Annotated in this window: 20 protein-coding genes and 3 tRNA genes; 8 read left to right on the plus strand and 15 right to left on the minus strand. The window is 53.8% G+C overall.

Going from position 1 to position 24,441, the window contains the following annotated elements; translation table 11 throughout:
* Together B3729_RS01485 and B3729_RS01490 are read right to left on the minus strand one after the other, a co-directional pair.
* Nucleotides 1-612, minus strand: a 612-nt coding sequence (locus tag B3729_RS01485; protein WP_286786866.1) for a PAS domain-containing protein, incomplete at its 3' end; no start/stop codon positions are given.
* Between the two features lie 95 nt (nt 613-707).
* On the minus strand, nt 708-1,607 hold the full coding sequence (locus B3729_RS01490; RefSeq protein ID WP_019365201.1) for a LysR family transcriptional regulator: 900 nt from the start codon (nt 1,605-1,607) through the stop codon (nt 708-710).
* A 140-nt stretch (nt 1,608-1,747) separates the two neighbouring features.
* Between B3729_RS01490 and speB the strand changes: the two genes are divergently transcribed.
* The 5 genes from speB (at nt 1,748) to B3729_RS01515 (ending at nt 8,196) form a co-directional block, all read left to right on the plus strand.
* Nucleotides 1,748-2,698, plus strand: coding sequence for an agmatinase (gene speB / locus B3729_RS01495; protein ID WP_286786867.1), 951 nt, complete (start codon nt 1,748-1,750; stop codon nt 2,696-2,698).
* A gap of 192 nt (nt 2,699-2,890) precedes the next feature.
* Nucleotides 2,891-4,399, plus strand: coding sequence for a purine-cytosine permease family protein (locus B3729_RS01500; protein WP_286786868.1), 1,509 nt, complete (start codon nt 2,891-2,893; stop codon nt 4,397-4,399).
* A gap of 17 nt (nt 4,400-4,416) precedes the next feature.
* Nucleotides 4,417-5,142 (plus strand): MBL fold metallo-hydrolase, encoded by a 726-nt coding sequence (locus tag B3729_RS01505; RefSeq protein WP_286786869.1) that lies wholly within the window; start codon nt 4,417-4,419, stop codon nt 5,140-5,142.
* Between the two features lie 50 nt (nt 5,143-5,192).
* The gene (locus B3729_RS01510) at nt 5,193-6,590 is read left to right on the plus strand and encodes a sodium:solute symporter (protein ID WP_286786870.1); all 1,398 of its coding nucleotides are present in this window, start codon (nt 5,193-5,195) and stop codon (nt 6,588-6,590) included.
* A 1-nt stretch (nt 6,591) separates the two neighbouring features.
* The gene (locus B3729_RS01515) at nt 6,592-8,196 is read left to right on the plus strand and encodes a 5-guanidino-2-oxopentanoate decarboxylase (RefSeq protein WP_286786871.1); all 1,605 of its coding nucleotides are present in this window, start codon (nt 6,592-6,594) and stop codon (nt 8,194-8,196) included.
* A gap of 22 nt (nt 8,197-8,218) precedes the next feature.
* Here the strand turns inward: B3729_RS01515 and B3729_RS01520 are convergent, their stop codons facing one another.
* From B3729_RS01520 to B3729_RS01535, 4 genes are read right to left on the minus strand one after another with little or no spacing between them, the layout of a single operon-like run.
* Entirely contained in the window at nt 8,219-9,400 is a 1,182-nt protein-coding gene (locus B3729_RS01520; RefSeq protein ID WP_073450157.1) for a vWA domain-containing protein, read from the minus strand.
* Between the two features lie 24 nt (nt 9,401-9,424).
* Nucleotides 9,425-9,799, minus strand: a complete 375-nt coding sequence (locus B3729_RS01525) for a GFA family protein (RefSeq protein ID WP_074824094.1) — start codon at nt 9,797-9,799, stop codon at nt 9,425-9,427.
* Nucleotides 9,800-9,812: 13 nt separating this feature from the next.
* Nucleotides 9,813-10,661, minus strand: a complete 849-nt coding sequence (locus B3729_RS01530; RefSeq protein WP_010794767.1) for an AAA family ATPase — start codon at nt 10,659-10,661, stop codon at nt 9,813-9,815.
* 60 nt (nt 10,662-10,721) lie between these two features.
* Nucleotides 10,722-11,786, minus strand: coding sequence for a DUF748 domain-containing protein (locus tag B3729_RS01535; RefSeq protein ID WP_074824089.1), 1,065 nt, complete (start codon nt 11,784-11,786; stop codon nt 10,722-10,724).
* Nucleotides 11,787-11,913: 127 nt separating this feature from the next.
* Here B3729_RS01535 and cysK point away from each other — a divergent pair, with 127 nt between their 5' ends.
* Nucleotides 11,914-12,888, plus strand: coding sequence for a cysteine synthase A (gene cysK, locus B3729_RS01540; RefSeq protein ID WP_125889819.1), 975 nt, complete (start codon nt 11,914-11,916; stop codon nt 12,886-12,888).
* A gap of 126 nt (nt 12,889-13,014) precedes the next feature.
* Complete coding sequence (locus B3729_RS01545; RefSeq protein ID WP_286786872.1) at nt 13,015-14,298, plus strand: NAD(P)/FAD-dependent oxidoreductase; 1,284 nt, start codon at nt 13,015-13,017, stop codon at nt 14,296-14,298.
* Between the two features lie 48 nt (nt 14,299-14,346).
* Here B3729_RS01545 and B3729_RS01550 read toward each other — a convergent pair whose 3' ends face one another.
* From B3729_RS01550 to B3729_RS01590, 9 genes are all read right to left on the minus strand, one after another.
* Nucleotides 14,347-16,209, minus strand: a complete 1,863-nt coding sequence (locus B3729_RS01550) for a SurA N-terminal domain-containing protein (RefSeq protein ID WP_286786873.1) — start codon at nt 16,207-16,209, stop codon at nt 14,347-14,349.
* A gap of 194 nt (nt 16,210-16,403) precedes the next feature.
* Nucleotides 16,404-16,676 (minus strand): HU family DNA-binding protein, encoded by a 273-nt coding sequence (locus B3729_RS01555; protein ID WP_010794772.1) that lies wholly within the window; start codon nt 16,674-16,676, stop codon nt 16,404-16,406.
* A 133-nt stretch (nt 16,677-16,809) separates the two neighbouring features.
* Entirely contained in the window at nt 16,810-19,209 is a 2,400-nt protein-coding gene (gene lon, locus B3729_RS01560) for an endopeptidase La (RefSeq protein WP_286786874.1), read from the minus strand.
* Between the two features lie 128 nt (nt 19,210-19,337).
* Nucleotides 19,338-20,618, minus strand: coding sequence for an ATP-dependent Clp protease ATP-binding subunit ClpX (clpX, locus tag B3729_RS01565; protein ID WP_010794774.1), 1,281 nt, complete (start codon nt 20,616-20,618; stop codon nt 19,338-19,340).
* 104 nt (nt 20,619-20,722) lie between these two features.
* Entirely contained in the window at nt 20,723-21,364 is a 642-nt protein-coding gene (gene clpP, locus B3729_RS01570; protein ID WP_010794775.1) for an ATP-dependent Clp endopeptidase proteolytic subunit ClpP, read from the minus strand.
* 90 nt (nt 21,365-21,454) lie between these two features.
* Complete coding sequence (gene tig, locus B3729_RS01575) at nt 21,455-22,765, minus strand: trigger factor (RefSeq protein WP_286786875.1); 1,311 nt, start codon at nt 22,763-22,765, stop codon at nt 21,455-21,457.
* Nucleotides 22,766-22,980: 215 nt separating this feature from the next.
* A tRNA-Leu gene (locus B3729_RS01580) sits at nt 22,981-23,065 on the minus strand.
* 51 nt (nt 23,066-23,116) lie between these two features.
* Nucleotides 23,117-23,192, minus strand: a tRNA-His gene (locus tag B3729_RS01585).
* Between the two features lie 30 nt (nt 23,193-23,222).
* A tRNA-Arg gene (locus B3729_RS01590) sits at nt 23,223-23,299 on the minus strand.
* Nucleotides 23,300-23,550: 251 nt separating this feature from the next.
* Between B3729_RS01590 and folD the strand changes: the two genes are divergently transcribed.
* Nucleotides 23,551-24,408 (plus strand): bifunctional methylenetetrahydrofolate dehydrogenase/methenyltetrahydrofolate cyclohydrolase FolD, encoded by an 858-nt coding sequence (folD, locus tag B3729_RS01595; protein ID WP_286786876.1) that lies wholly within the window; start codon nt 23,551-23,553, stop codon nt 24,406-24,408.
* Nucleotides 24,409-24,441 lie beyond the last annotated feature (33 nt).

Genomic DNA, 24,441 nt, shown 5'->3' on the forward strand with positions numbered 1-24,441 from the left:
GGCCTCGAAGATCTTTTCAATAGCCCAGCGCTGGCGCTTGAACTGCCAGAAGGTAATGCCTAGTGCGCTGGCAACGATCACACCCGCCTGGGCAAGGTCGTTGAAATAGAAATGACCGCCAAAGATAACCGCACCGCTGAAAAGCGTAGGCCATGCAATTTTGACAGAATGCTTGATGGCTTCTGTTACCGGTACTGCACGCTTGCCTTCACGCAGCCGTGCATACATGACATCGGCCCGCCGGATCTGATCCGCGGTAGGCAACACACGTACGGACTCATAGCCCACCATCTGGCCATTTTCCCAGATAGGGGTGACGTATGCATTCACCCAATAATAGTCGCCGTTCTTGCAGCGGTTCTTGACGATACCCATCCAGGCCTTGCCTTGTTTAAGGGTATCCCACATATGACCAAATACACCCTCAGGCATATCTGGATGACGAACCAGATTATGTGGACTGCCAATAAGCTCTTCTCGTGTAAAACCACTTATTGTGACGAAAGCGTCATTGCAATAAGTAATTTGTCCCTTGAGATTCGTCGTTGAGATAAGACGCTCACTTTCCCTGAATGTACGAGCCTGTTGTGTCACTGGCAGGTTTTTGCGCATGGCGGAGAAGCCTTCTTGATTTCCAAATAATCGGACGTTCACTTAAATGATGGCAAATAGCATTCATGTTAGTTGTCATCATTTTTTAACGTCGATTACTTATCGGCACGCCGCATATGAGCTTTAAGAATTCTTTGAAAAGTCTGTATTAGACTTTCGCGATTACGGCCTCGGCGAAATATGAGCGAAAATGGCGCTTGATAGCCAAACATTGCTGGCTGTAAAGCACGTAATCGCCCTTGATTAACCCACGCATGAACATAATGCTCAGGTAGATAACCTATATAAGCTCCTGAAAGAATTAATATTAACTGAGCCTCCATACTTTCAACTGTTGCCGCACTTTCCTTGAACCCATGCCGAGCCAGTTCGGCCTGACTCCAATAGCCTCTTCGGACCATTCTTTGTTGAGTAATAAGTTCTTCGGGAATATGTCTTTCCTTGAATAAAGGATGGCGGTCGCTGCAATACAACCAATGTTGTTCACGATAAAGTGGCTGGTACGTTACCCCATTCATTCGCGCAGAAAACGCACCGATGGCTAAGTCCAAACGGTTTTCAAGAATGGCCAGTTGAAGGTCATAAGGACTCATGACCGTCAGATGAATGTGGACTGAGGGGTATTCACCTGTATAAGCACCGATAACATCCGCCAATGACAAGGCAGGCTCATTGGCTAACGAGTCCAGCATCCCCAGCTTGAGCGTACCGCTCAGCTCGCCCTTGAGCGCAGCTGCATATCGCTCAAAGCCTTCGATCTCTCCCAGGATTCTCAACGTCTCCTGATAAAACATCTCACCCTTGCTGGTCAGCCCAAACCCGCCGCGCCCACGATGACACAAGGTGATGCCCAATTGGCTTTCCAACTGGCTCATATAGGTGCTGATGGCTGACGTTGACAGATTCAGTTCACGCTGTGCCGCCGCAAAGCCCTGGCTCTGGACAACAGTCGCGAAAATTCTGAGTAGACGAATATCGTGCAGCGCATTGGCCATGGACAGGATCCGTTGTCTTATTTTTTTCAGCCTATCCGATAGTTTAGAAATCTCTGAACTGATTTTTTGCACGTGCCGATTTTTCAGGCGCTGTTTCCTTCACACAATCGGGCCATCGTTTCGCAGGCAGGAGATCGATTGTGGAGAAAAAACTTCATCAACCGCTGGGTGGTAACGAGATGCCACGCTTTGGGGGCATCGCGACCATGCTGCGCTTGCCTCACCTCGAGTCGCCTGCCGGGCTGGACGCCGCCTTCGTTGGCGTGCCATTGGATATTGGAACATCACTGCGCTCCGGCACCCGCTTTGGTCCACGCGAAATTCGCGCCGAATCCGTCATGATCCGCCCCTACAACATGGCAACCGGCGCCGCACCATTCGATTCGCTCTCGGTGGCCGACATTGGCGATGTAGCCATCAATACCTTCAACCTTCTTGATGCCGTACGGATTATTGAAGAGGCCTATGACGGCATTCTTGAGCACAATGTCATTCCGCTCACCCTTGGAGGTGACCATACGATCACCCTGCCCATTCTCAGAGCCATGAAGAAGAAATATGGCAAGGTTGGGCTGGTTCATGTCGACGCCCATGCCGATGTGAACGACCACATGTTTGGCGAGAAGATTGCTCATGGCACTACTTTTCGCCGAGCAGTCGAAGAAGGCCTGCTGGACTGCAATCGCGTCGCGCAGATCGGACTACGTGCCCAGGGTTATACGGCAGACGATTTCAACTGGAGCCGTGAGCAGGGATTTCGCGTTGTGCAGGCGGAAGAGTGCTGGCACACATCACTCTCTCCTCTGATGGCGGAAGTCCGGGCAAAAGTGCAAGACGGCCCTGTTTACCTGTCGTTTGACATCGACGGTATTGACCCCGCCTGGGCTCCAGGAACCGGCACCCCTGAAATAGGCGGACTGACCACCATTCAGGCACTGGAAATTATCCGCGGCTGCCACGGGCTTGATCTAGTGGGAGGCGATCTTGTGGAGGTATCTCCCCCATACGACACTACAGGCAACACCTCTCTACTGGGCGCCAACCTGCTTTATGAAATGTTGTGTGTGCTGCCTGGGGTGGTACGCCGGTAGCCACTGTAACGATAAATAAATCCGAGGAGTCCGCAAAGACTCCCGTTCGAGGCAGGTCCAGAACTTGCCTCAGGCAATCAGCCTTCCGGCCTTGCCGTACTGCCGAACACCAACCCGCGAGCGCAGTGCCTGCGGGGATAACAAAAGAAGCCATCGCTCAGTGCAGTGGCCTATAACCGTGTCGAGGCGACCATGGATAACCCTAAAGGTATCACCCGTATCGAAACCTTTGGCGTCGAAAAAATCCCGGACGCCGAGCGCAATGCCACTCCTTTCGATTTGTTTCGCATGATTTTTGGTGGAGCGAATACCTTCGCTACCGCCGTGCTGGGCAGTTTTCCTATTCTTTTTGGCTTGTCTTTCGAGGCAGGCGTCTGGGCGATTCTTCTGGGCGTCATGACCGGCGCGGTTATCCTTGCGCCCATGGGCTTATTTGGCCCTATAAACGGCACGAACAATGCCGTCTCGTCTGGGGCTCATTTCGGTGTACATGGTCGCATTGTAGGCTCGTTCCTTTCCCTGCTGACCGCTATCGCATTCTTTTCACTTTCCGTATGGAGTTCAGGCGATGCCCTGATCGGAGGTGCCAAGCGCCTGATCGGTCTTCCTGAAACAGACCTGACGCTCGGACTGGCCTACGGCGTATTTGCCATACTGGTTTTGACGGTCTGCCTGTATGGCTTCCGCTTCCTGCTCTGGGTGAACAAGGTCGCGGTCGTTAGCGCCAGCGTGTTGTTCATGCTGGGAATCGCAGCCTTTGCAGGGCCGTTCGACGCAAGCTATGCCGGCACGCTCAATCCCGGCACAGAAGGCTTTTGGGCAGCGTTCATAGGCTCGGCGCTGGTTGCCATGAGTAACCCGGTCTCCTTCGGCGCCTTCCTGGGTGACTGGGCACGCTATATTCCTCGCCAGACATCTAAACTGCACATCATGCTGGCCGTGGTGCTTTCCCAGGTCGCAACGCTGATTCCTTTCCTGTTCGGTCTGGCCACGGCCAGCATCGTGGCCGTAAAAGCCCCTCAGTATATTGCTGAGAATAACTATGTGGGCGGCTTATTAGCCATCTCCCCCAGCTGGTTCTTTTTGCCCGTCTGCCTGATTGCCACCATTGGTGGAATGTCTACCGGCACCACCTCGCTCTATGGAACAGGGCTGGACATGTCCAGCGTCTTCCCTCGTGTACTGACGCGAGTACGTGCCACGCTCCTAATTGGTGTTGCGGCCATTGTGTTCATCTTTATCGGCCGCTTCGCCGCCAATCTGGTTCAGAGCGTGTCGACATTTGCAGTGCTGATCATTACCTGCACCAGCCCCTGGATGATCATCATGATCATCGGACTGATCAATCGGCGCGGTTTTTACTGCCCTGACGATCTGCAGGTCTTTACTCGCGGCGAACGTGGCGGACGCTACTGGTTCCACCACGGCTGGAACTGGCGGGGCCTGGGTGCCTGGATTCCCAGCGCAGTGGTTGGGTTGCTATTCGTCAACCTGCCCGGTCAGTTCGTAGGCCCTTTAGGCGAGCTGGCAGGCGGAATCGATATCAGCCTGCCCATCACACTAGGCATGGCCGCCCTGCTCTACAGCCTGCTGCTCCGGCTTTTTCCAGAACCGATCGAAGTCTATGGCCCTGCCCGGCTCAACGCATCTGCAACACGCGGTGGTCCTGCACTGATCCGCTCCAACGCCAGCCTATCCTGATTTCTGGAGTGACACCCATGAACATTGTCAGCCGAGATCAGTGGTTTGAGGTAAAGCGTGGCGCCGATGGGATCAGTCTGATCCATGAACCTTACATTCGGCCCTTTTACCGCTGCAACCTCTGGCACATTCAAGGACGAAACCGTGATGTTTTAATCGATAGCGGCTCGGGTGTCGTCAGCCTGCGGGAGCAACTTCCCTGGCTGACCGAGCGTCCCTTGATGGCCGTGGCAAGCCATACGCATTTCGATCATATCGCTGGGCATCATGAGTTCGATGAGCGTCTGGCGCACCCTGCTGAAGCCGATATTCTCGCCCATCCCACCCGCGAGAATACCCTGGCGGCCGGCTACGTCACGGACGCCATGTTCGAGGCACACCCTGACTGCCCGCTGTGCTATGCCGAATACCGCGTCAAAGCTGCTCCAGCGACTCGCCTGATCGAGGAAGGCGACATTCTTGACCTCGGCGATCGCCACCTGGAGATCCTGCATACACCCGGGCATTCGCCTGGCGGCATCAGCCTATGGGAAGCCGCCACCGCAACGCTATTCAGCGGCGACATTATTTACGACGGGCCGCTGGTCGAGGATGCCTACCACTCGAATCTGGAAGCCTATGCCTTAAGTCTGGAGCGGCTTCGACAGATGCCTATCCGCACGGTACACGGCGGGCATTTCCCCAGTTTTCCCGGTGAACGCCTGCGGCACCTGATCAACGGCTGGCTCAAGGCACATGCCTGAAGCCTCTCGTTGCCCAGCTCCTTATTCAACTGATTCTAAAGGAGGCCTTCATGGCCCTAGATATCCTTGTGGTCCTCGCCTATGTAGCTGCCATGCTTTTACTAGGCTGGATCGGCATGCGCCGCGCCAAATCCCATGATGAGTTTCTAGTGGCGGGTCGCAACCTGGGTCCCACATTTTACATGGGCACTATGGCGGCTACTGTATTGGGCGGCGCCAGCACGGTAGGTACAGTGCGCCTGGGCTATGTACACGGTATCTCCGGGTTCTGGCTGTGTGCGGCCCTGGGGCTTGGCATCATTATCCTGAATCTGTTTTTGGCCAAACCGCTCCTCAAACTTCGCATCTTTACCGTGACTCAGGTACTGGAGCGGCGTTACAACACAACCGCACGCCAAGCCAGCGCCGTCATCATGGTGGCCTATGCACTTATGCTGGCAGCGACCTCGACCATTGCCATCGGTACAGTCATGCAGGTGCTTTTTGGCATTCCCTTCTGGCTGGCCGTCGTGATCGGCGGCGGCGTGGTAGTGGTATATTCCGCAATTGGAGGGATGTGGTCCCTGACACTTACGGATATCGTCCAGTTCGTCATAAAGACCGTAGGCCTGATGTTCATCCTCCTGCCGATCTGCCTGTATAGGATTGGCGGCTGGGATGAACTCGTTGCCAAGCTGCCTGCCTCCAGCTTCAGCTTTACCGCCATTGGCTGGAGCACGATCGTGACGTACTTCGTCATCTATTTCTTTGGCGTCCTGATCGGACAGGATATCTGGCAGCGGGTATTTACTGCCCGAAATGAGCGCGTCGCCCGCTATGCAGGTACTACCGCAGGCATTTATTGCGTGTTGTACGGACTAGGTGGAGCCCTGATTGGCATGACAGCCAAGGTGCTCTTACCGGACCTGGACAATGCCAACAATGCCTTTGCCGCAATCGTTCAGGCAGCCCTGCCGGATGGCATCCGGGGCCTGGTGATCGCTGCCGCTCTGGCTGCCATGATGTCTACCGCCAGCGCGGCCCTGCTGGCTGCTTCCACAGTTTTAACGGAAGACCTGATCCCGGTATTGCGTCAGGGAAGGCCGCTGACCAATCTCTCGCTCAACCGTCTGTTTACCTTGCTCGTCGGACTCATCGTATTGGGTATTGCCCTGGCAGTAGACGATGTACTCAACGCGCTGACGTGCGCCTATAACCTGCTGGTTGGCGGCATGTTGATTCCCCTGATCGGCGCCATCTATTGGAAGCGAGCAACCACACCTGCCGCGATCACCAGCATGTTGTTGGGCTGTCTGACGGCACTGATCTTCATGTTCAAGGATGGCCTGGAAGCCAACACGCCCATTTATTTCAGTCTGGCGGTCAGTCTGAGCAGCTTCGTATTGCTGAGTCTTCTGGCTCGCTCCGCTCAACATGCCCTGGCAACAACCGCGCCTGAGGAGATTTAGCATGGTTACCTGCGGCCAATTTCTGGTTCGACAACTTGAAGCCTGGGGCGTGGATACGGTATTTGGCATTCCCGGTGTTCATACCGTTGAGCTTTACCGAGGCTTACCAGACAGCAGCATTCGCCATATCACGCCTCGCCATGAGCAAGGTGCAGGCTTCATGGCGGACGGTTACGCTCGCGCCAGCGGCAAGCCCGGGGTCTGCTTTGTCATTACCGGCCCCGGCGTAACCAATATCCTGACTGCCATGGCTCAAGCCTATGCAGACTCCATCCCCATGCTGGTCATTTCAAGCGTAACTACGCGGGCTCGCCTGGGGCGGAATGGTGGCTATCTGCATGAGCTGACCGATCAGCGCGCCATGACCGCCGGGGTGACAGCCTTCAGTCATACGCTGCTGGATGTCGACCAGCTGCCTGCGGCCCTGACCCAAGCCTTTGCAGTATTCGAAAGCCAAAGGCCTCGACCTGTACACATTGAACTTCCCCTCGACGTCATTACCGCGCCCGCCGATCACTTGTCCCTTGTATGCCAACCCTGCTTCAGCCGCCCGGCACCTGACCCGCAGCAGCTCGACCTGGCCGCCAAGCGACTCGGAAACGCCAAACATCCATTGGTACTACTGGGAGGCGGCTGTATTGCCGCAGCCAGCGAAGCCAGGATTCTTGTCGATAGACTCGCAGCGCCTGCCGCTACCACTATTAATGCCAAAGGAGTACTGCCTGACCACCATCCACTGGCATTGGGGTGCAACCAGTCATTGCCCGCCGTCAGGCAACTGGCAAAAGAGGCGGATGTCATTCTGGCTATCGGGACAGAACTGGGCGAGACGGATTATGACGTGGTTTTCGATGGTGGATTCGAACTGAGTGGTGACCTGATCCGAATCGATATAGACCCTGATCAACTTACCCGTAACTACCAGCCCTGGCTGGGTATTGTCTCGGATGCAAGGACGGCTATCCAAGAGCTTCTGAACAGATTGCCTCCTGACATTTTTCAGGCAACCGGTAGCGGTCGCGAGCGTGTGGCCAAGGCCCGGCGTGAGCTAGCCGACACACTGGCACCACTCAGCCACTTCCGTACACTGTTCGATACGCTTAGCCGCGCCTGTCCCGATGCCTGTTACGTAGGTGATTCAACACAGCCGGTTTATGCCGGTAACCATATCATCGAGCTGTGCTCGCCACGTCGCTGGTTCAATGCCTCTACGGGCTACGGCACCTTGGGCTATGCCTTGCCAGCCGCCATTGGAGCCAAGCTGGCCTGTCCAGATCGGCCGGTTATCTGTCTGATCGGTGACGGCGGTATCCAATTTACCCTGCCGGAGCTGGCCAGCGCCGTAGAGGCGCGTGTCGGAATCATCGTTCTCTTGTGGAATAACCAGGGATACGGTGAGATCAAGCGATACATGAAGCAGCGCGCCATTACACCGCTGGGTGTAGACATTTATACACCCGACTTTATAACGCTAGCTCAAGGCTTTGGCTGCGCAGCCGCAAAAGCCTCTGATCATCAACATCTGGAACAACTACTCCTCGATGCGCCACCCGATAGGCCCTTCCTGATAGAAATTACCGAGGCCCCTCCTTTTGCTCCAGACTAATAGAAGGCTTGCCCTGCAAGCCTCACCCACGTGCGAGGTAACGCATCCCCTCTTCCAAGCCTTCAAGGGTCAATGGGTACATATGCCCCTCAACCAATTCCTGGATGATCTGAATAGAGGATGTGTACTCCCAAACCCGCTGCGGATAGGGATTAAGCCAGATGATCTTTCGAAATTTGGCCTTGAATCGCTCCATCCAGACTGAGCCTGCTTCTTCATTCCAGTGCTCCACACTACCGCCGGGCTGAAGTACCTCGTAGGGCGCCATGGACGCATCGCCAACAAATACCACTTTGTAGTCCTCGCCATAGCGATGCAATAGATCAAGCGTAGACGTCAGCTCGCTCATCCGGCGCTGGTTGTCCTTCCAGACTGATTCATAGATGAAGTTATGGAAGTAGAAATATTCCAAATGCTTGAATTCAGTGCGGCAGGCTGAAAACAGTTCCTCACAGACCTGCACATGCATGTCCATCGACCCGCCGATATCCAGCAACAGCAAAAGCTTGACCGCATTGTGGCGCTCGGGCCGCATCTGGATATTCAGCAGTCCAGCATCGCGGGCGGTATGATCGATAGTGCCTTCGATATCAAACTCTTCCGCTGCCCCCTCCCGGGCAAACTTACGTAGACGCCGAAGAGCAACATTGATATTCCGGCGCCCGAGCTCCGCCTGATCGTCCAGGTTACGGTACTCACGTTGCTCCCAGACCTTGACGGCCTTTCCCTGCCTTTCACCTGCCTCGCCGACACGAATGCCTTCAGGGTTATACCCCCCTGAGCCGAAGGGGCTGGTGCCGCCCGTACCAATCCACTTGTTGCCACCAGCATGCTTACTTTTTTGCTCAGCCAAACGCTGCTTGAAGGTTTCAATGAGCTTGTCCAGACCACCCAATGACTGAATCTGCGCACGCTCCTCGGGCGTTAATGAGCGCTCAAAGGCTTTACGCAACCACTCATCCGGGATCAATACTTTCAGCGCCTCGTCGAGTGATTGAAGCCCGTCAAAATACGCTGAAAATGCCCTGTCGAAGCGATCAAAATGACGTTCGTCTTTGACCAGGATAGTACGTGCCAGAAAGTAAAAGGCGTCCATGTCTGCAAACACGACACCTGTCAGTAGCGCTTCATGCAGATCCAGCAACTCCCGCAGGGAAACGGGAATTCGAGCAGAACGCAACTCATGAAAAAGACTCAGCAGCATCGGCTATTCCCGGCTGGAGAACGATCAGTCATGACGCACCGGCGCTTGATACCACGACGGCTGGGCCTCGGTAAAAATCTCATCGACAGGCAAGGCACCAAGCGCGGAATCCAATGATCCTAGCGCCAACCCCAGCGTATCCCGGCCATCCCGCAAGAACTGTAGATTCGACCCGCACCGCCGGCAGAACGTACGAACCACCTCTGGAGACGAACGGTAGGCTGCAACATCTGCTTCACCGGTCGTGAAACGAAAGCTTTTCTTAGACACAGTCGTATACGTAGCAAAGGCCGCACCATGGGCCTTGCGGCACATCGAGCAGTGGCAGTGGGTGGCTTTTTCAAGCGAAGTATCGACCTCATAAGTCACCGCACCGCATAGACAGCTACCCTTGAGCATAGGACCTCCTTGATTATCGATAGCCGTTTCGCCGCGTCATGAAAGCCAGGCGCTCAAGCAGCTGAACATCCTGCTCGTTTTTGACCAAGGCCCCGGCAAGCGGCGGAATAGCCTTGCGAGGGTCTCGTTCACGCAGAACCGACTCACCGACATCATCGGCCATCAACAGCTTCAACCAATCGACCAGCTCTGACGTGGAAGGCTTTTTCTTGAGTCCAGGCACCTGACGGATATCAAAGAACACCTCCAGCGCCTCATTGACCAGCGTCTGGCTGATATTCGGAAAATGCACCTCCACAATACGCTTTAACGTATCGCGGTCAGGAAACGCAATGTAATGGAAGAAGCAGCGCCGCAGAAAGGCATCAGGTAGCTCCTTCTCGTTATTGGACGTAATGATAATGATGGGACGATGCCGGGCACGAACCGTTTCGCCTGTTTCATATACATAGAACTCCATGCGATCCAGCTCTTGCAGCAGATCGTTTGGAAACTCAATGTCCGCCTTGTCGATCTCGTCAATCAACAGAACGACCCGCTCCTGCGCATCAAATGCCTCCCAAAGCTTGCCTTTCTTGATGTAGTTGGCAACGTCATGAACCTTGTCGACACCCAACTGGGAATCGCGCAGCCGGCTGACGGCATCGTATTCGTACAGCCCTTGATGCGCTTTCGTAGTGGACTTGATATGCCAGGTGATCAATTGTGTACCAAGAGCCTGCGCCAGCTGCTCAGCCAACAGCGTCTTGCCAGTACCAGGCTCCCCTTTTATCAGCAGCGGACGCTGCAAGGTGATGGCTGCGTTTACAGCCAATTGGAGATCAGCGGTTGCTACGTAATCCGCCGTACCTTCAAATTTCATGGGCAACCCTCGGGATTGATCAACAGGACGTGATAATAGGCATAAAGCACAGGCGATACACTAACCCCGATCCTCATACTGAGCGCTGAATGCCTGAATGAAAGCATTCCGCAGGATGGAAAAGAACGCCTGTAGAGGACTGATATCCTGCTGCTTGACGCTGCCCTGCAATTCAACTCGAGTCGCGAACTGATCCTTGCGCTGATTTTTCAAAAGGGTTTGACTTCCTCCTACCACGGCTTCCCACAGCCCGCGGAAAAATCCTTTGTCTTTATTCTCTACATCCTGACGCCAATCGAAGACGTCGACATTCTTGAACAAGGGTTTGATGTAGCCGCTGAGCTGTCCATTATCAGCCCTGGCATCAATGACCAGATCACCACTACCGGACTTGAAGTCAAACTTGCCATACGCCTTGGCAAAGTCATTTATTTTGGGCAGGTCTACCTGCGTTACCCTCAGCCGAAACAGGAAGTCACTAAAGTCGCTGAAGGGGTCGAATTCTGCTGAGGTTTCCAGCGGTGCATTATCCAGCACAGTGGCCTTGCCTTCGAAACGTGCCACCCGCTTGCCTTGCGCATCGGCGGCATTGGTCAGGTTGTAAAGGCTGGCGTTTACCTGGGTCGCCTGCAGATTGACGGGGGGTGACGAATTGAAATTACGGAAACTGAGCTTGCCATCCTCTACACGCACCTCATTTAAGGTGATCGAGATGATCTTCTCCAGCTGAGCACGCCAGTCCGTACCCTCACCTGTCTGGGAGGACTGCGGATCATCGCCGCCGTCGACAAAGTTAAGTTCGGGGCGCTCGAAAATAATCCGCCCGACAATGGCGTGATCTTCCCATAACGCTCTTCCGCTCACGGCAATGTCGATGCTGGGCGCGTCCAGAAACGGTACGGGCACCTTGCCTGTCACCTTTTCGATCTTGAGTCCATCGATACGGTAGGCGCCCCGCCACCACGCCAGATCGACATCGGCAATATGTCCCCGATAATCGCCCATGTCCGCTAACTTGGTATTGAGGTAATGTCGTATGACATAAGGCATGGCGAGCTGCACGACAACCAACAGGGCAACTATGCTCAAGATGACAAGTGCAGGCGTTTTATAGCGCAGTTTCATGACTCGGTTCCCTCTGGCATGTCTTTCATGGACCGACCATGCCAGTGGCAGTTTCCTTGGACTGGACGCCTTGACGCCATAGCCTTAGGCTGAACTCATATTTGTTGACCCATGCAGGGATCTTTAGATGAGCCGAATTTTCGCTGATAACGCACAATCCATTGGTAACACACCTCTGGTTTACATCAATCGCCTTGGGCCAAAAGGGGTCACCATTCTGGCCAAGATCGAAGGCCGTAACCCGGGCTATTCAGTGAAATGCCGAATCGGCGCCAACCTTATCTGGGATGCCGAGGCCAACGGCAAGCTCAAGCCCGGCATGACCCTGATCGAACCTACGTCCGGCAATACCGGCATTGGTCTCGCTTATGTTGCAGCAGCCCGTGGATACAAGCTCATCCTGACCATGCCCGCCTCGATGAGCCTGGAGCGTCGCAAGGTTCTCAAGGCACTAGGTGCCGAGCTGGTACTGACAGAGCCCGCCAAAGGTATGAAGGGCGCGATTGAAAAAGCCAAAGAAATTGCGGAAAGCGATCCTTCTCGCTACTTCATGCCCCAGCAATTCGAAAATCCGGCCAACCCGGCCATTCATGAAAAAACCACTGGCCCGGAAATCTGGAACGACACCGATGGCGCGGTGGATGTCCTGGTGGCGGGTGTTGGTACCGGCGGCACACTAACCGGTATTTCCCGCTTTATCAAAAACACCAAGGGCAAGCCTATCCTGTCAGTAGCGGTAGAGCCCGAGAGTTCGCCTGTTATCACCCAGACCATGGCCGGCCAGGAAGTCAAACCCAGCCCTCACAAGATCCAGGGGATCGGCGCTGGCTTCGTACCGAAAAATCTGGATCTTTCCATGGTGGATCGAGTGGAACGCGTCAGTGACGATGAGTCAAAGACCATGGCCCAACGCCTTATGCGTGAGGAAGGCATCCTCTGTGGCATCTCGTGTGGAGCCGCCATGGCGGCGGCCGTGCGTCTTGCCCGTGAACCCGCCATGCAGGGAAAGACAATCGTTGTCATCCTGCCTGACTCCGGTGAACGCTATCTGTCCACCATGCTGTTTGACGGCTTGTTCAGCGAACAGGAAACCGTCCAGTAACCTCATTCGGCCCGCCACCGGCGGGCCTTTTCGTTTCTCCCTGCCCTACTTTCGGCTGCTAGAACGGCACTGGCAGCTGAGCTACTATCGCGTTAGAGCGTAAAAAATTTCACACAGGGAATGAATATGCCGAACACATCCTATCCGAACTCCTACTATGCGGCCTCTGCTCATCCTGCGCCCAAGCGCCCCCTGCTTGAAGGTGAACGCATTGCTGACGTTTGTATTGTCGGCGCTGGCTATACCGGTCTTTCCACTGCCATTGCACTGCTTGAGCGAGGCTACAGCGTTGTAATTCTCGAGGCCGCCAGGGTAGGTTTTGGTGCATCCGGCCGCAACGGCGGCCAGATCGTCAACAGCTACAGCCGGGATATTGATGTTATCGAGCGAACCTTGCCTGCCCGTGAAGCGCAACTGATCGGTCAAATGGCCTTCGAAGGCGGACGTATCATCAGAGAACGAGTCAATCGTTATGGTATTCAGTGCGACCTGAAGAACGGTGGCGTTTTCGCGGCTTTCAACGCCCGACAGATGCAACATCTGGAAGCTCAGCAAGCCCTTTGGGCTCGCCATGGGCACCATGAACTAGAAATGCTGGATAAAAGAGCCATTGAGCAAGTCGTAGGCACCCATCGATATGCCGGGGGTATGCTGGATCGTAGCGGCGGTCATATCCACCCCCTTAATCTCGCTCTAGGAGAAGCAGACGCCGTTGAGTCATTGGGCGGGACTATTTACGAACAGACACCTGCCGTACGCATCGAGCGTGGCCCTAAGCCTGTTGTACATACTCCACAAGGTTGTGTAAGAGCGACGTATGTTGTGGTAGCCGGTAATGCTTATCTGGGTAATCTCATTCCAGAGCTGGCAGCCAAATCCATGCCTTGTGGAACGCAAGTGATTGCAACCGAACCCCTCTCTGAGGAAACGGCAAAACGATTACTTCCTCAAGACTATTGTGTCGAGGATTGCAACTACCTTCTAGATTATTATCGCCTCTCGGCTGATCGTCGACTCATATATGGCGGTGGCGTTATATACGGCGCACGTGATCCTGCCGATGTGGAAAAAATCATACGCCCTAAGATGGCTAAAACCTTTCCAGAACTGGCCAACGTCAAGATTGATTATGCCTGGACCGGTAATTTCCTATTGACTCTGTCCCGCCTCCCTCAAGTAGGCCGCCTGGGCGACAACATCTATTATTCGCAAGGTTGCAGCGGACATGGCGTTACGTTTACCCATCTGATCGGTACCGTGCTTGGTGAGGCACTGGCAGGGCACGCTGAGCGCTTTGATGCATTCGCCCGGCTACCCCACTACCCCTTCCCTGGCGGTCGTCTTTTCCGCGTTCCATTTACCGCCCTGGGCGCCTGGTACTACGATATTCGCGACAAATTTAATGTTTAAACAAGAAACCCCGCCGAAGCGGGGTTTCTTTTACTTACCTGTCAGAAATCAAAGATTCTTGATTTCTGCCTTGGACTCCAATGCACGGCGGTAAGCCGCAAAGTCCTCTTGGCCACTGCGTGAAGAGAGGAAACGGCGATACATAGCCTTCTCTTCATCAGTAAAAGTGCCCTGCGGAACGCTGACGCCCGTCAAGCGAATAACCATGTAGGTCCCATCAGCTAGATTGACTCCTGCATAAGTCGGCTTGGAACTGTCTCCAGGCTTATTCATGCGGAACACCTGTTGGAGTACTACCGGGTCAACGCCCTCCTGATTACGTGTAGCAGCCTCGACGACTTTCCAGTCCTTGATCGTATTGGCCTTGCCTGCCTTTAGGTCAGCAATCAACGTCTCGCCCTGCTGACGAGCAGTCTCAGCTATCTTCTGCTTGGTCAGCGTGCTGCGGATGCTGTCTTTGACATCATCAAAGCTCTGCTGAGCAGGCTTGCGATGCTCCTTAACGCGCAGGATGACAGCCGTTTCATCGTCCAACTGGATAGCATTGCTATTGGCACCATCCTCCAGCACTTCGGGACTGAAAGCAGCCTGGACAACCTGACGATTGGCAATAACCCCTTCTTCGCCGCCCTCACGTCCGAATGGCTTGCTGGTTTGCACTTTCAAGCCTTGCTCTTGAGCAGGCTGACTAAGATCTGAAGCTTCAAACGCTGCGCTTTCAAGATTGCGGGTAGCCTCTACAAAAAGGCGATCAGCCTCGCGAGCCTTGAGCTCAGCCTCAAGACGCGGCTTCATGCTCTCCAACGAAGGTACTTTGGCTTCCTGAACGCCAAGCAGCTTGATCAGATGCCATCCAAATGTCGAATGTACGGGAGCAGAAACGTCTCCCATGTTCAAACCATACAAGGCTTCTTCAAAGGCAGGGTCATACACCCCTCGCCCAGCATAACCGAGCTCACCGCCCTTGTTGGCCGAACCAGGATCCTGAGAGAACTTCTTGGCTAGCGCAGCAAAATCCTCGCCCCTGTCCAGACGAGCCTTGATTTCATCAATCTTGGCCTTGGCCTGCTCGTCATTCACCTTGTCGTTCACTTCAATCAGGATATGAGCGGCGTTACGCTGTTCGGAAAGGTTAGCGGTTTCCGACTGATAAAGGGCCTGAAGGTCTTCTTGCTTGACCTGCGCCTTATCGGCAAAAACGCTTTTCTTTAGCTCGATATAATCAATGACCACCTGATCAGGCGTCATGAATTCGCTACGATGATCGTCATAGTAGCCTTGTAATTCATCATTGGTGACTGCAACTTTCGAAGCATCCGCTTTAACCACATGGGTTGCGAAGTCTCGAGTTTGCCGTTCCAAAGCTGCGAAGGCATTCAATTCGGCATCGGTTACAAAACCGGTACCTGCAATACCCGCTCTGAGTTGCCCCATGAGCATCTCCTGCTTCAGCATCTCGCGAAACTGAAGACGTGAGTAACCCATCTGGGCAATGGTCTGGTCAAAACGCTGGGCATTGAATTGCCCATCAACCTGGAACTCAGGTGTTTGAAGTATGAGCTGGTCCAAAGCCGCTTCAGAAAAAGCAAACTTGTTCGACTTGGCATCCTGAAGCAATAGCTCGCGCTCGATCAGGGCCTTTAGAGCCGCGTCGCGTAACCGTTTTTCATCCAGAAGAGCAGGATCGAAATTAGGGCCCAGACGCTGCGCCAGAGAGCGACGTTGCATCTCCACAGCCTGATTGAGATCGGTCTGGCGTATTTCCTCACCATTTACCAGTGCTACGGCACCTTGGTGGCTACCGGCGCGAATGATCGCCTCGAATCCGGTCAATGCCATCAGCAAGATAATGACGCCAATGATGATCTTGGCTATCCAGCCTTGTGAATGTTCCCTGATGTTCTGCAGCATGCGCCCCCCAAAACGGCTGCATCTGGCCAAAGGCTAGGCAGCATGGGTGAATTGCGAATAGAGAAAAGGCGCATCAGAGGATGCGCCTTCTGTTAAACGGGGCTTTGGCGAGTCTTCGTGCGGAATGAACCAAACGGTATCACGTGCTAGAACTCAACAGACAGATGTCTATTGAAACCAAAACCCTTAAGCACTCAGTTCACAGCATCCTTGAGCGCTTTGCCGGGCTTGAAACCAGGGATCTTGGCAGCTTCGATTTCGATCGGCTTGCCAGTCTGCGGATTGCGGCCAGTGCGTGCTGCACGCTCTTTGACAGCGAAAGTGCCGAAACCGACAAGCACAACCGGATCACCGCTCTTCAGGGCACCAGTGATAGATTCGATCACTGCGTCCAAAGCGCGCCCAGCTACAGCTTTCGGGATATCAGCAGATGCAGCAACGGCATCGATCAGTTCCGACTTGTTCACTCTAAGTCCCCTTGTTCATTTCTGATAAGAATATATTACGTGTGTAGGCAAAAATGGATGCTGTGAGGCATGCCTGACACTTGAAGAGCCGCTTTATATCAAGGGCTCAAAAAAAGTGTCAAGGAAGCTCTGGCTAGTGCGTGCTGATTCTTTCTTTTGAATCCTGCTCGCGCTTTTCTTCATTCGTGACTATTTCAGGAGCCGCATCTGGCAAGGGCTCCGGCGCATATTGCAGCGCAACCTGAAGGACCTCGTCAATCCATTTGACAGGCTTAATCACCAAATCGGCCTTAATATTGTCCGGAATGTCGCGCAGATCGCGTACATTCTCCTCCGGAATGACCACCGTGCGGATTCCCCCACGATGTGCCGCCAGTAATTTCTCCTTTAAACCACCAATGGCCAGTACCTGGCCACGCAGCGTAATCTCACCTGTCATGGCTACATCAGCACGCACCGGGATCCGGGTAGCAGCCGACACCAGCGCGGTGCACATACCGATACCAGCACTTGGACCATCTTTGGGTGTAGCGCCTTCTGGTACGTGAATGTGGATATCGTGCTTCTCATGGAAGTCCTTGGGAATACCAAGGCTCTTGCCACGGCTACGCACAACCGTCAGTGCTGCAGTAATGGATTCCGCCATTACATCGCCCAGCGAACCGGTTTTGATCAACTGCCCTTTCCCCGGCACAACAGCCGCTTCAATGGTCAGAAGCTCGCCGCCAACCTGCGTCCAGGCTAGTCCTGTGACTTGTCCGATCTGGTCCTGCTGTTCAGCCAAACCATAACGGAACTTACGTACACCCAAGTAGTGCTCGAGGCTTTCACTGGTGACAGCAGCTTGTTGAGCCGCTTTTTCCTTGGCGTGCTCCTTGACAATCTTGCGGCAAACCTTGGCAACCTGACGTTCAAGGCTACGTACCCCCGCCTCGCGGGTGTAGTAACGCACCATGTCTCTTAGAGCAGCCTCGTCAAAGGTCACTTCGGTCTTCTTCAAACCGTTTGCCTTGACCTGCTTGGGTATCAGGTACTTGGTAGCGATATTGACCTTTTCGTCTTCCGTATAGCCAGGCAGACGAATCACTTCCATACGATCCAGCAACGGTGCCGGAATATTCATGGAGTTGGCCGTACAAAGGAACATGACATCCGACAGATCGTAATCAACTTCCAGATAGTGATCATTGAAGTTGTGGTTCTGTTCTGGATCCAGCACCTCGAGCAGAGCGGAGGCCGGATCACCACGCATGTCGTTACCCATCTTGTCGATTTCATCGAGCAGGAACAATGGGTTACGCACGCCAACCTTGGTCATCTTTTGAATCAAACGACCAGGCATGGAGCCGATATACGTACGACGATGGCCACGAATCTCAGCCTCATCACGCACACCACCCAGGGCCATACGAACGAACTTGCGGCCAGTGGAGCGCGCGATGGACTCAGCTAGAGACGTCTTACCTACCCCAGGCGGACCAACTAGGCACAATACCGGGCCACGTACTTTCTTGACTCGTTTCTGGACAGCGAGATACTCCAGAATCCGATCTTTGACTTCCTCAAGACCGTAGTGATCTTCATCAAGAATGTCCTCGGCCTTGCTCAGATCCAAACGGACCTTGCTTTCCGCCTTCCATGGGACATTCACAAGCCAGTCAATGTAGGAACGTACTACTGTGGCCTCGGCAGACATGGGAGACATCTGCTTGAGCTTGTTCAGCTCTGCATTGGCCTTGGCCAACGCTTCCTTGGTCAGACCGGCATTGTCGATGCGCTTTTTCAGGTCATCGATTTCACTGTGGCCTTCGTCGATGTCGCCCAGCTCTTTCTGAATGGCCTTCATCTGCTCATTTAGATAATACTCGCGCTGGCTACGCTCCATCTGCTTCTTGACGCGACCACGGATCCGCTTCTCGACCTGCAACAGATCGATTTCTGCGTCCAGCAACGCCAGAACGTGCTCGACTCGCTCAGCAAGATCTACGATCTCAAGGATTTCCTGCTTCTGCTCAAGCTTAAGCGCCATATGGGCTGCCATCGTATCGACCAGGCGACTTGGATCGTCGATACCATTAAGTGAAGACAGCACCTCTGCTGGCACTTTCTTGCCCAGCTGGACATATTGCTCGAACTGGCTCATCAGGCTACGAACAAAGACTTCCGACTCGCGGTCTGCCGCTTCGGTATCCTCAATCAACTGAACCTCAGCGCGAGAATAACCCTTGGCCTCAACAAAACGCTCAATGTTGCCGCGCTGCTCACCCTCTACCAGCACTTTAACAGTGCCATCAGGAAGTTTGAGCAGTTGCAAGACAGTGGCGACGGTACCCATGCGGTACAGGCCATCGGAGTCTGGATCATCGTCGGTAGGATTCTTTTGCGCAAGCAGTAGGATCTGCTTGTCGCTGGCCATGGCAGCTTCCAGGGCCTCAACAGATTTTTCACGCCCAACAAAGAGCGGAATTACCATGTGCGGATACACCACTACATCACGCAGTGGCAAAAGAGGCAATTCAATCGTTTTATTCATGGTTTCAGCTCTTGGCATTCGACTGGCCGCATAGAAACGACCGTATGGCATGTTTTTCTAACATGCGGCCTAATCGATCAGAAAACAAGGCTAACTAATGCGAAGGGCCCCGCAGGGCCCCTTTTTATTTATGCATCCGGTGCCGCTTTGACCGGGTCGTTGTTTTCGTAAATCAACAACGGTTGGGAAGTACCCTCAATGACGCTCTCATCGATGACGACTTTGCTGACCTCCTTCTGAGAAGGAATCTCATACATCGTATCGAGCAGAACGCCCTCGAGTATGGACCGTAGACCACGTGCGCCTGTTTTACGTTCCAATGCCTTGCGGGCCACTGCCTTCAAAGCGTCTGGACGGAACTCGAGATCCACCTCTTCCATTTCGAAGAGTTTGCCATACTGCTTGGTCAGTGCATTCTTGGGCTCGGTCAGAATTTGCATGAGCGCCGCTTCGTCAAGTTCATCTAGCGTTGCGATTACAGGCAAACGACCAACGAACTCTGGGATAAGACCAAACTTGACCAGATCTTCAGGCTCGGCATCACGAAGTGACTCACCGATTTTCTTGCCCAATTCCTGGCTACGGACTTCGGCATTGAAACCAATTCCGCCCGCCTTGGTAGAACGGCTCTGGATGACCTTTTCCAATCCGGCAAATGCACCGCCACAGATAAACAGGATGTTACGCGTATCCACCTGCAGGAACTCCTGCTGAGGATGCTTACGTCCGCCCTGCGGGGGTACTGAGGCTACCGTACCTTCAATCAGCTTGAGCAGAGCCTGCTGCACGCCCTCACCCGATACATCTCGAGTAATAGAGGGGTTATCAGACTTGCGCGAAATCTTGTCGATCTCATCGATATAGACGATGCCCATCTGGGCTTTTTCAACATCGTAATCGCACTTCTGCAAAAGCTTCTGAATAATATTTTCAACGTCCTCACCCACGTAACCTGCTTCGGTTAACGTAGTGGCGTCCGCAATGGTAAACGGTACGTTCAACAGACGTGCCAGCGTTTCAGCCAGCAAAGTCTTACCGGAACCTGTCGGCCCGATAAGCAGAATATTACTCTTGCCCAACTCAACGTCATCTTTCTTCTCACGCTGGTTGAGACGCTTGTAGTGGTTGTATACCGCTACAGCCAATACTTTCTTGGCACGTTCCTGACCAATCACGTACTGATCAAGAATCGTACTGATTTCTTTAGGTGCTGGAAGTTTATGTGCACTGTTTTCGGCCTGGGCTTCCTGTACTTCCTCACGGATGATGTCATTGCACAGGTCGACACATTCATCGCAAATAAAGACTGAGGGACCGGCAATCAACTTACGCACTTCATGCTGGCTCTTGCCGCAGAAAGAGCAATACAACAGCTTGCCGTTGTCGTCACCGTTGCGAGTATCTGTCATTCGATCAATCCAATCGGGTTACTTACAGGAACAAGATGAAGGCAAATCTATGCATTTTCAAGCCTGCCACTCAGTAATCATGACTTAGTGGCAGGCTTGCCGGCTCAAGCGGGAATATTGCGCTTTTCCAACACCTTGTCGATCAAGCCGTATTTCACAGCCTCATCACCGCTCATGAAGTTATCGCGATCGGTATCACGGGCGATAACATCCATGGGTTGACCCGTATGATGGGCCAACACTTTGTTTAGACGCTCACGGATCGTCAAAATTTCACGCGCGTGAATTTCGATGTCCGATGCCTGACCCTGGAAGCCACCCAAGGGCTGGTGGATCATCATACGAGAGTGAGGCAGACAGTAGCGTTTGCCGGCAGTACCACCTGCCAGTAGCAAGGCACCCATACTGCACGCCTGGCCTACGCAGATTGTCGAGACATCGGGCTTAATGAACTGCATGGTGTCATAGATAGACATACCAGCTGTCACCGAACCACCAGGTGAATTGATGTAGAGGTGAATATCCTTGTCAGGGTTCTCCGCTTCTAGAAACAGAAGCTGAGCGACCACCAGGTTGGCCATATAGTCTTCGACCTGGCCTACCAGGAAAATCACCCGCTCCTTGAGCAGACGCGAGTAGATATCATACGCGCGCTCGCCACGAGCAGATTGTTCGACCACCATGGGCACCAGGCCGCCAGCGGCTTGAACTTCGGGCATTGTTTGCATGAACGAATTGCGGGACATGTCCTGCGATCACTCCCTATCAGGATGGTCTTGCCTTAAGACGCATAAGCCAGCACGAGGCTGGCTTATGTGATTCGAGGCGGGTAAAGATCAGGCTGCTTGCGGGGCCTCGGCCGGTTTGACCGCGTCCTCGTAGGAAACCTGCTTATCGGTCACTTTAGCCTTTTCAAGAACAGTATCTACGACTTGTTCTTCGAGTACAACCGAACGCACTTCGTTCAATTGCTGCTCGTTCTGGTAGTACCAGGCAACGACCTGCTCAGGCTCCTGGTAGGCAGAGGCCATTTCCTCGATCAGTGCACGTACACGCTCGTCGTCAGGCTTGAGCTCGAACTGCTTGACCATTTCCGCAATGATCAGACCCAGAACAACACGGCGCTTAGCCTGCTCGGTAAACAGCTCAGCCGGCAGTTGATCGGGCTTGATGTTGCCACCGAACTGCTGAACAGCCTGAACACGCAGACGATCAACTTCGCTGTTGATCAGAGCGGCTGGAACTTCGATCGGGTTAGCAGCAATAAGGCCATCCATAACTTGGTTCTTGACCTTGTTCTTGATCGCCTGACGCAGCTCACGGTCCATGTTCTTGCGAACTTCAGCACGGAAGCCTTCCAGAGTAGACTCCTGAACGCCGAACTGAGCAAAGAACTCCTCGTTCATTTCAGGTAGTTGCGGGGCAGAAACCTTGGTTACCTTCACAGTGAACTCGGCAGTCTTGCCAGCCAGATCCAGGTTCTGATAATCCTCCGGGAAGGTCAGATTAAGCACACGCTCTTCGCCCGCCTTTGCACCCACCAGGCCTTCCTCGAAGCCCGGAATCATGCGGCCGGAGCCCAGCACCAGCTGAGTACCGTTTGCAGAGCCGCCCTGGAAGGCTTCACCGTCGATCTTGCCTACGAAATCGATAGTGACCTGATCATCGTTGGCCGCTTCGCGGCCGACTTCCTCATAACGAGTGTTCTGCTTACGCAAAATCTCAAGCATGTTATCCAGATCGCTATCAGCGACTTCGGACTGCAGACGCTCAACCTGAATGTCTTCCAGGCCTTTCACTTCAAACTCAGGGAATACTTCGAATGTAGCGACGTATTCAAGGTCTTTGCCTTTTTCGTAAGCCTTGGGCTCAACAGAAGGCGCACCTGCCGGGTTCAGTTTTTCCTGAACGATGGCTTCGTAGAATGTTTCTTGAATCAGATCACCAAAGGCTTCCTGACGAGCGCTGGCTTCGTAGCGCTGACGAATGACACTCATCGGCACCTTACCAGGACGGAAACCAGGCACTTTAACGCGGCGAGCAGTTTGCTGCAGACGCTTGGCGACTTCGGTCTCGATACGCTCGGCCGGCACGCCTACGGTCATTCGGCGCTCAAGAGCGGAGGTGCTTTCAACAGAAACTTGCATGGATAATCCTCATGGCACAGACATAGGCCGGCCGTTCCGGCCCCCAGAAACAGGGCAAGCATTCTAGAGGTAGAGGATACGGAAGTCATCCTGCATAAAGCAGGTATTGGTCACCAAGCATGAAAAAAGCCTGCAACCCCTCTCGCTCATACCCGAAACATGCCAGCCATTTTCAAGGCAAAAAAAAACCGACATCGCTGTCGGCTTTTTCACTATGGTGCGGACGGAGAGACTCGAACTCTCACACCTTGCGGCGCTGGAACCTAAATCCAGTGTGTCTACCAATTCCACCACATCCGCGTAACACTTAAAACGAACATCAGGCATTAATAATGCCTGATGTTCTCAATATGGGGTGGACGATGGGAATCGAACCCACGACACCAGGAGCCACAATCCTGTGCTCTACCAACTGAGCTACGCCCACCATATTGCATTGCTTGCGCCGAACCGCCAATGGCGCGCCCGGCAGGACTCGAACCTGCGACCATCCGCTTAGAAGGCGGATGCTCTATCCAGCTGAGCTACGGGCGCTTTATTGCGCAGCAACCGTTGCTTACGAAACAGCCTCCTAAGAAGCTGAGCCGGTTCGCATCGCCTTCTCATTTCGTTTCAGGCTGTGCTCGGCAAGCGGGGCGTATATTACGAATGACTCGACCACTCGTCAACAATTTTTTTAAAAAAATTAAGAAGATAGGTTAACTACCCTTTCACCAAGGCTTCTTCCTTTAGTGCGTACATGCGAAAATAAGCATCCTTCTTCCATTAGCATGACCTATCTGCATATGACTGCTCAACTGATCGACGGTAAAGCGATCGCCGCTTCTCTCCGCCAAGAAATTGCCCAACGCGTTGCCCAGCGGCGTCAACACGGGTTACGCGCCCCTGGCCTGGCAGTCATTCTGGTAGGTGACGACCCAGCTTCCACGGTATACGTTACTCACAAAAGAAAGGACTGCGAGGAAGTAGGCTTTGTATCCAGGGCGTACGACCTTCCCAGCACCACCACACAGCAGGAGTTGGAAGCGCTGATTGACTCACTGAACGCAGATGCTGCAGTTGACGGCATCCTGCTTCAGCTTCCCCTACCCGCTCACCTTGATGCTTCCAATCTGCTTGAGCGCATCAGTCCCGACAAGGATGTTGATGGTTTCCATCCGTTCAATATAGGTCGACTCGCTCAACGCATCCCCCTGCTCCGCCCCTGTACGCCCAAGGGCATCATGCGTCTGCTGGAAAGTACAGGGGCAGACCTGTACGGCATGAATGCAGTGGTGGTAGGCGCCTCCAACATTGTCGGTCGCCCCATGGCGCTGGAGCTACTCTTGGGCGGCTGTACAGTAACAGTTACTCATCGTTTCACCCGTGATCTGGCCGCCCATGTCAGCCAGGCCGACCTGGTGGTGGTGGCGGCAGGCAAACCAGGCTTGGTGAAGGGCGAGTGGGTCAAGGAAGGCGCCATTGTCATTGACGTAGGTATCAACCGCCAGGCAGATGGAAAACTGGTTGGCGATGTCGAATATGAAACAGCTCTGGAACGCGCCAGCTGGATCACGCCTGTTCCTGGCGGTGTTGGCCCCATGACGCGTGCCTGCCTGCTGGAGAACACGCTCTATGCAGCTGAACAGCTGCATGCCGAATAAAATATCTTCCCATAAAAAAGGCCGCTAATGCGG

Source organism: Pseudomonas sp. UBA3149, assembly GCF_002364655.1.
GTDB lineage: Bacteria > Pseudomonadota > Gammaproteobacteria > Pseudomonadales > Pseudomonadaceae > Chryseomonas > Chryseomonas luteola.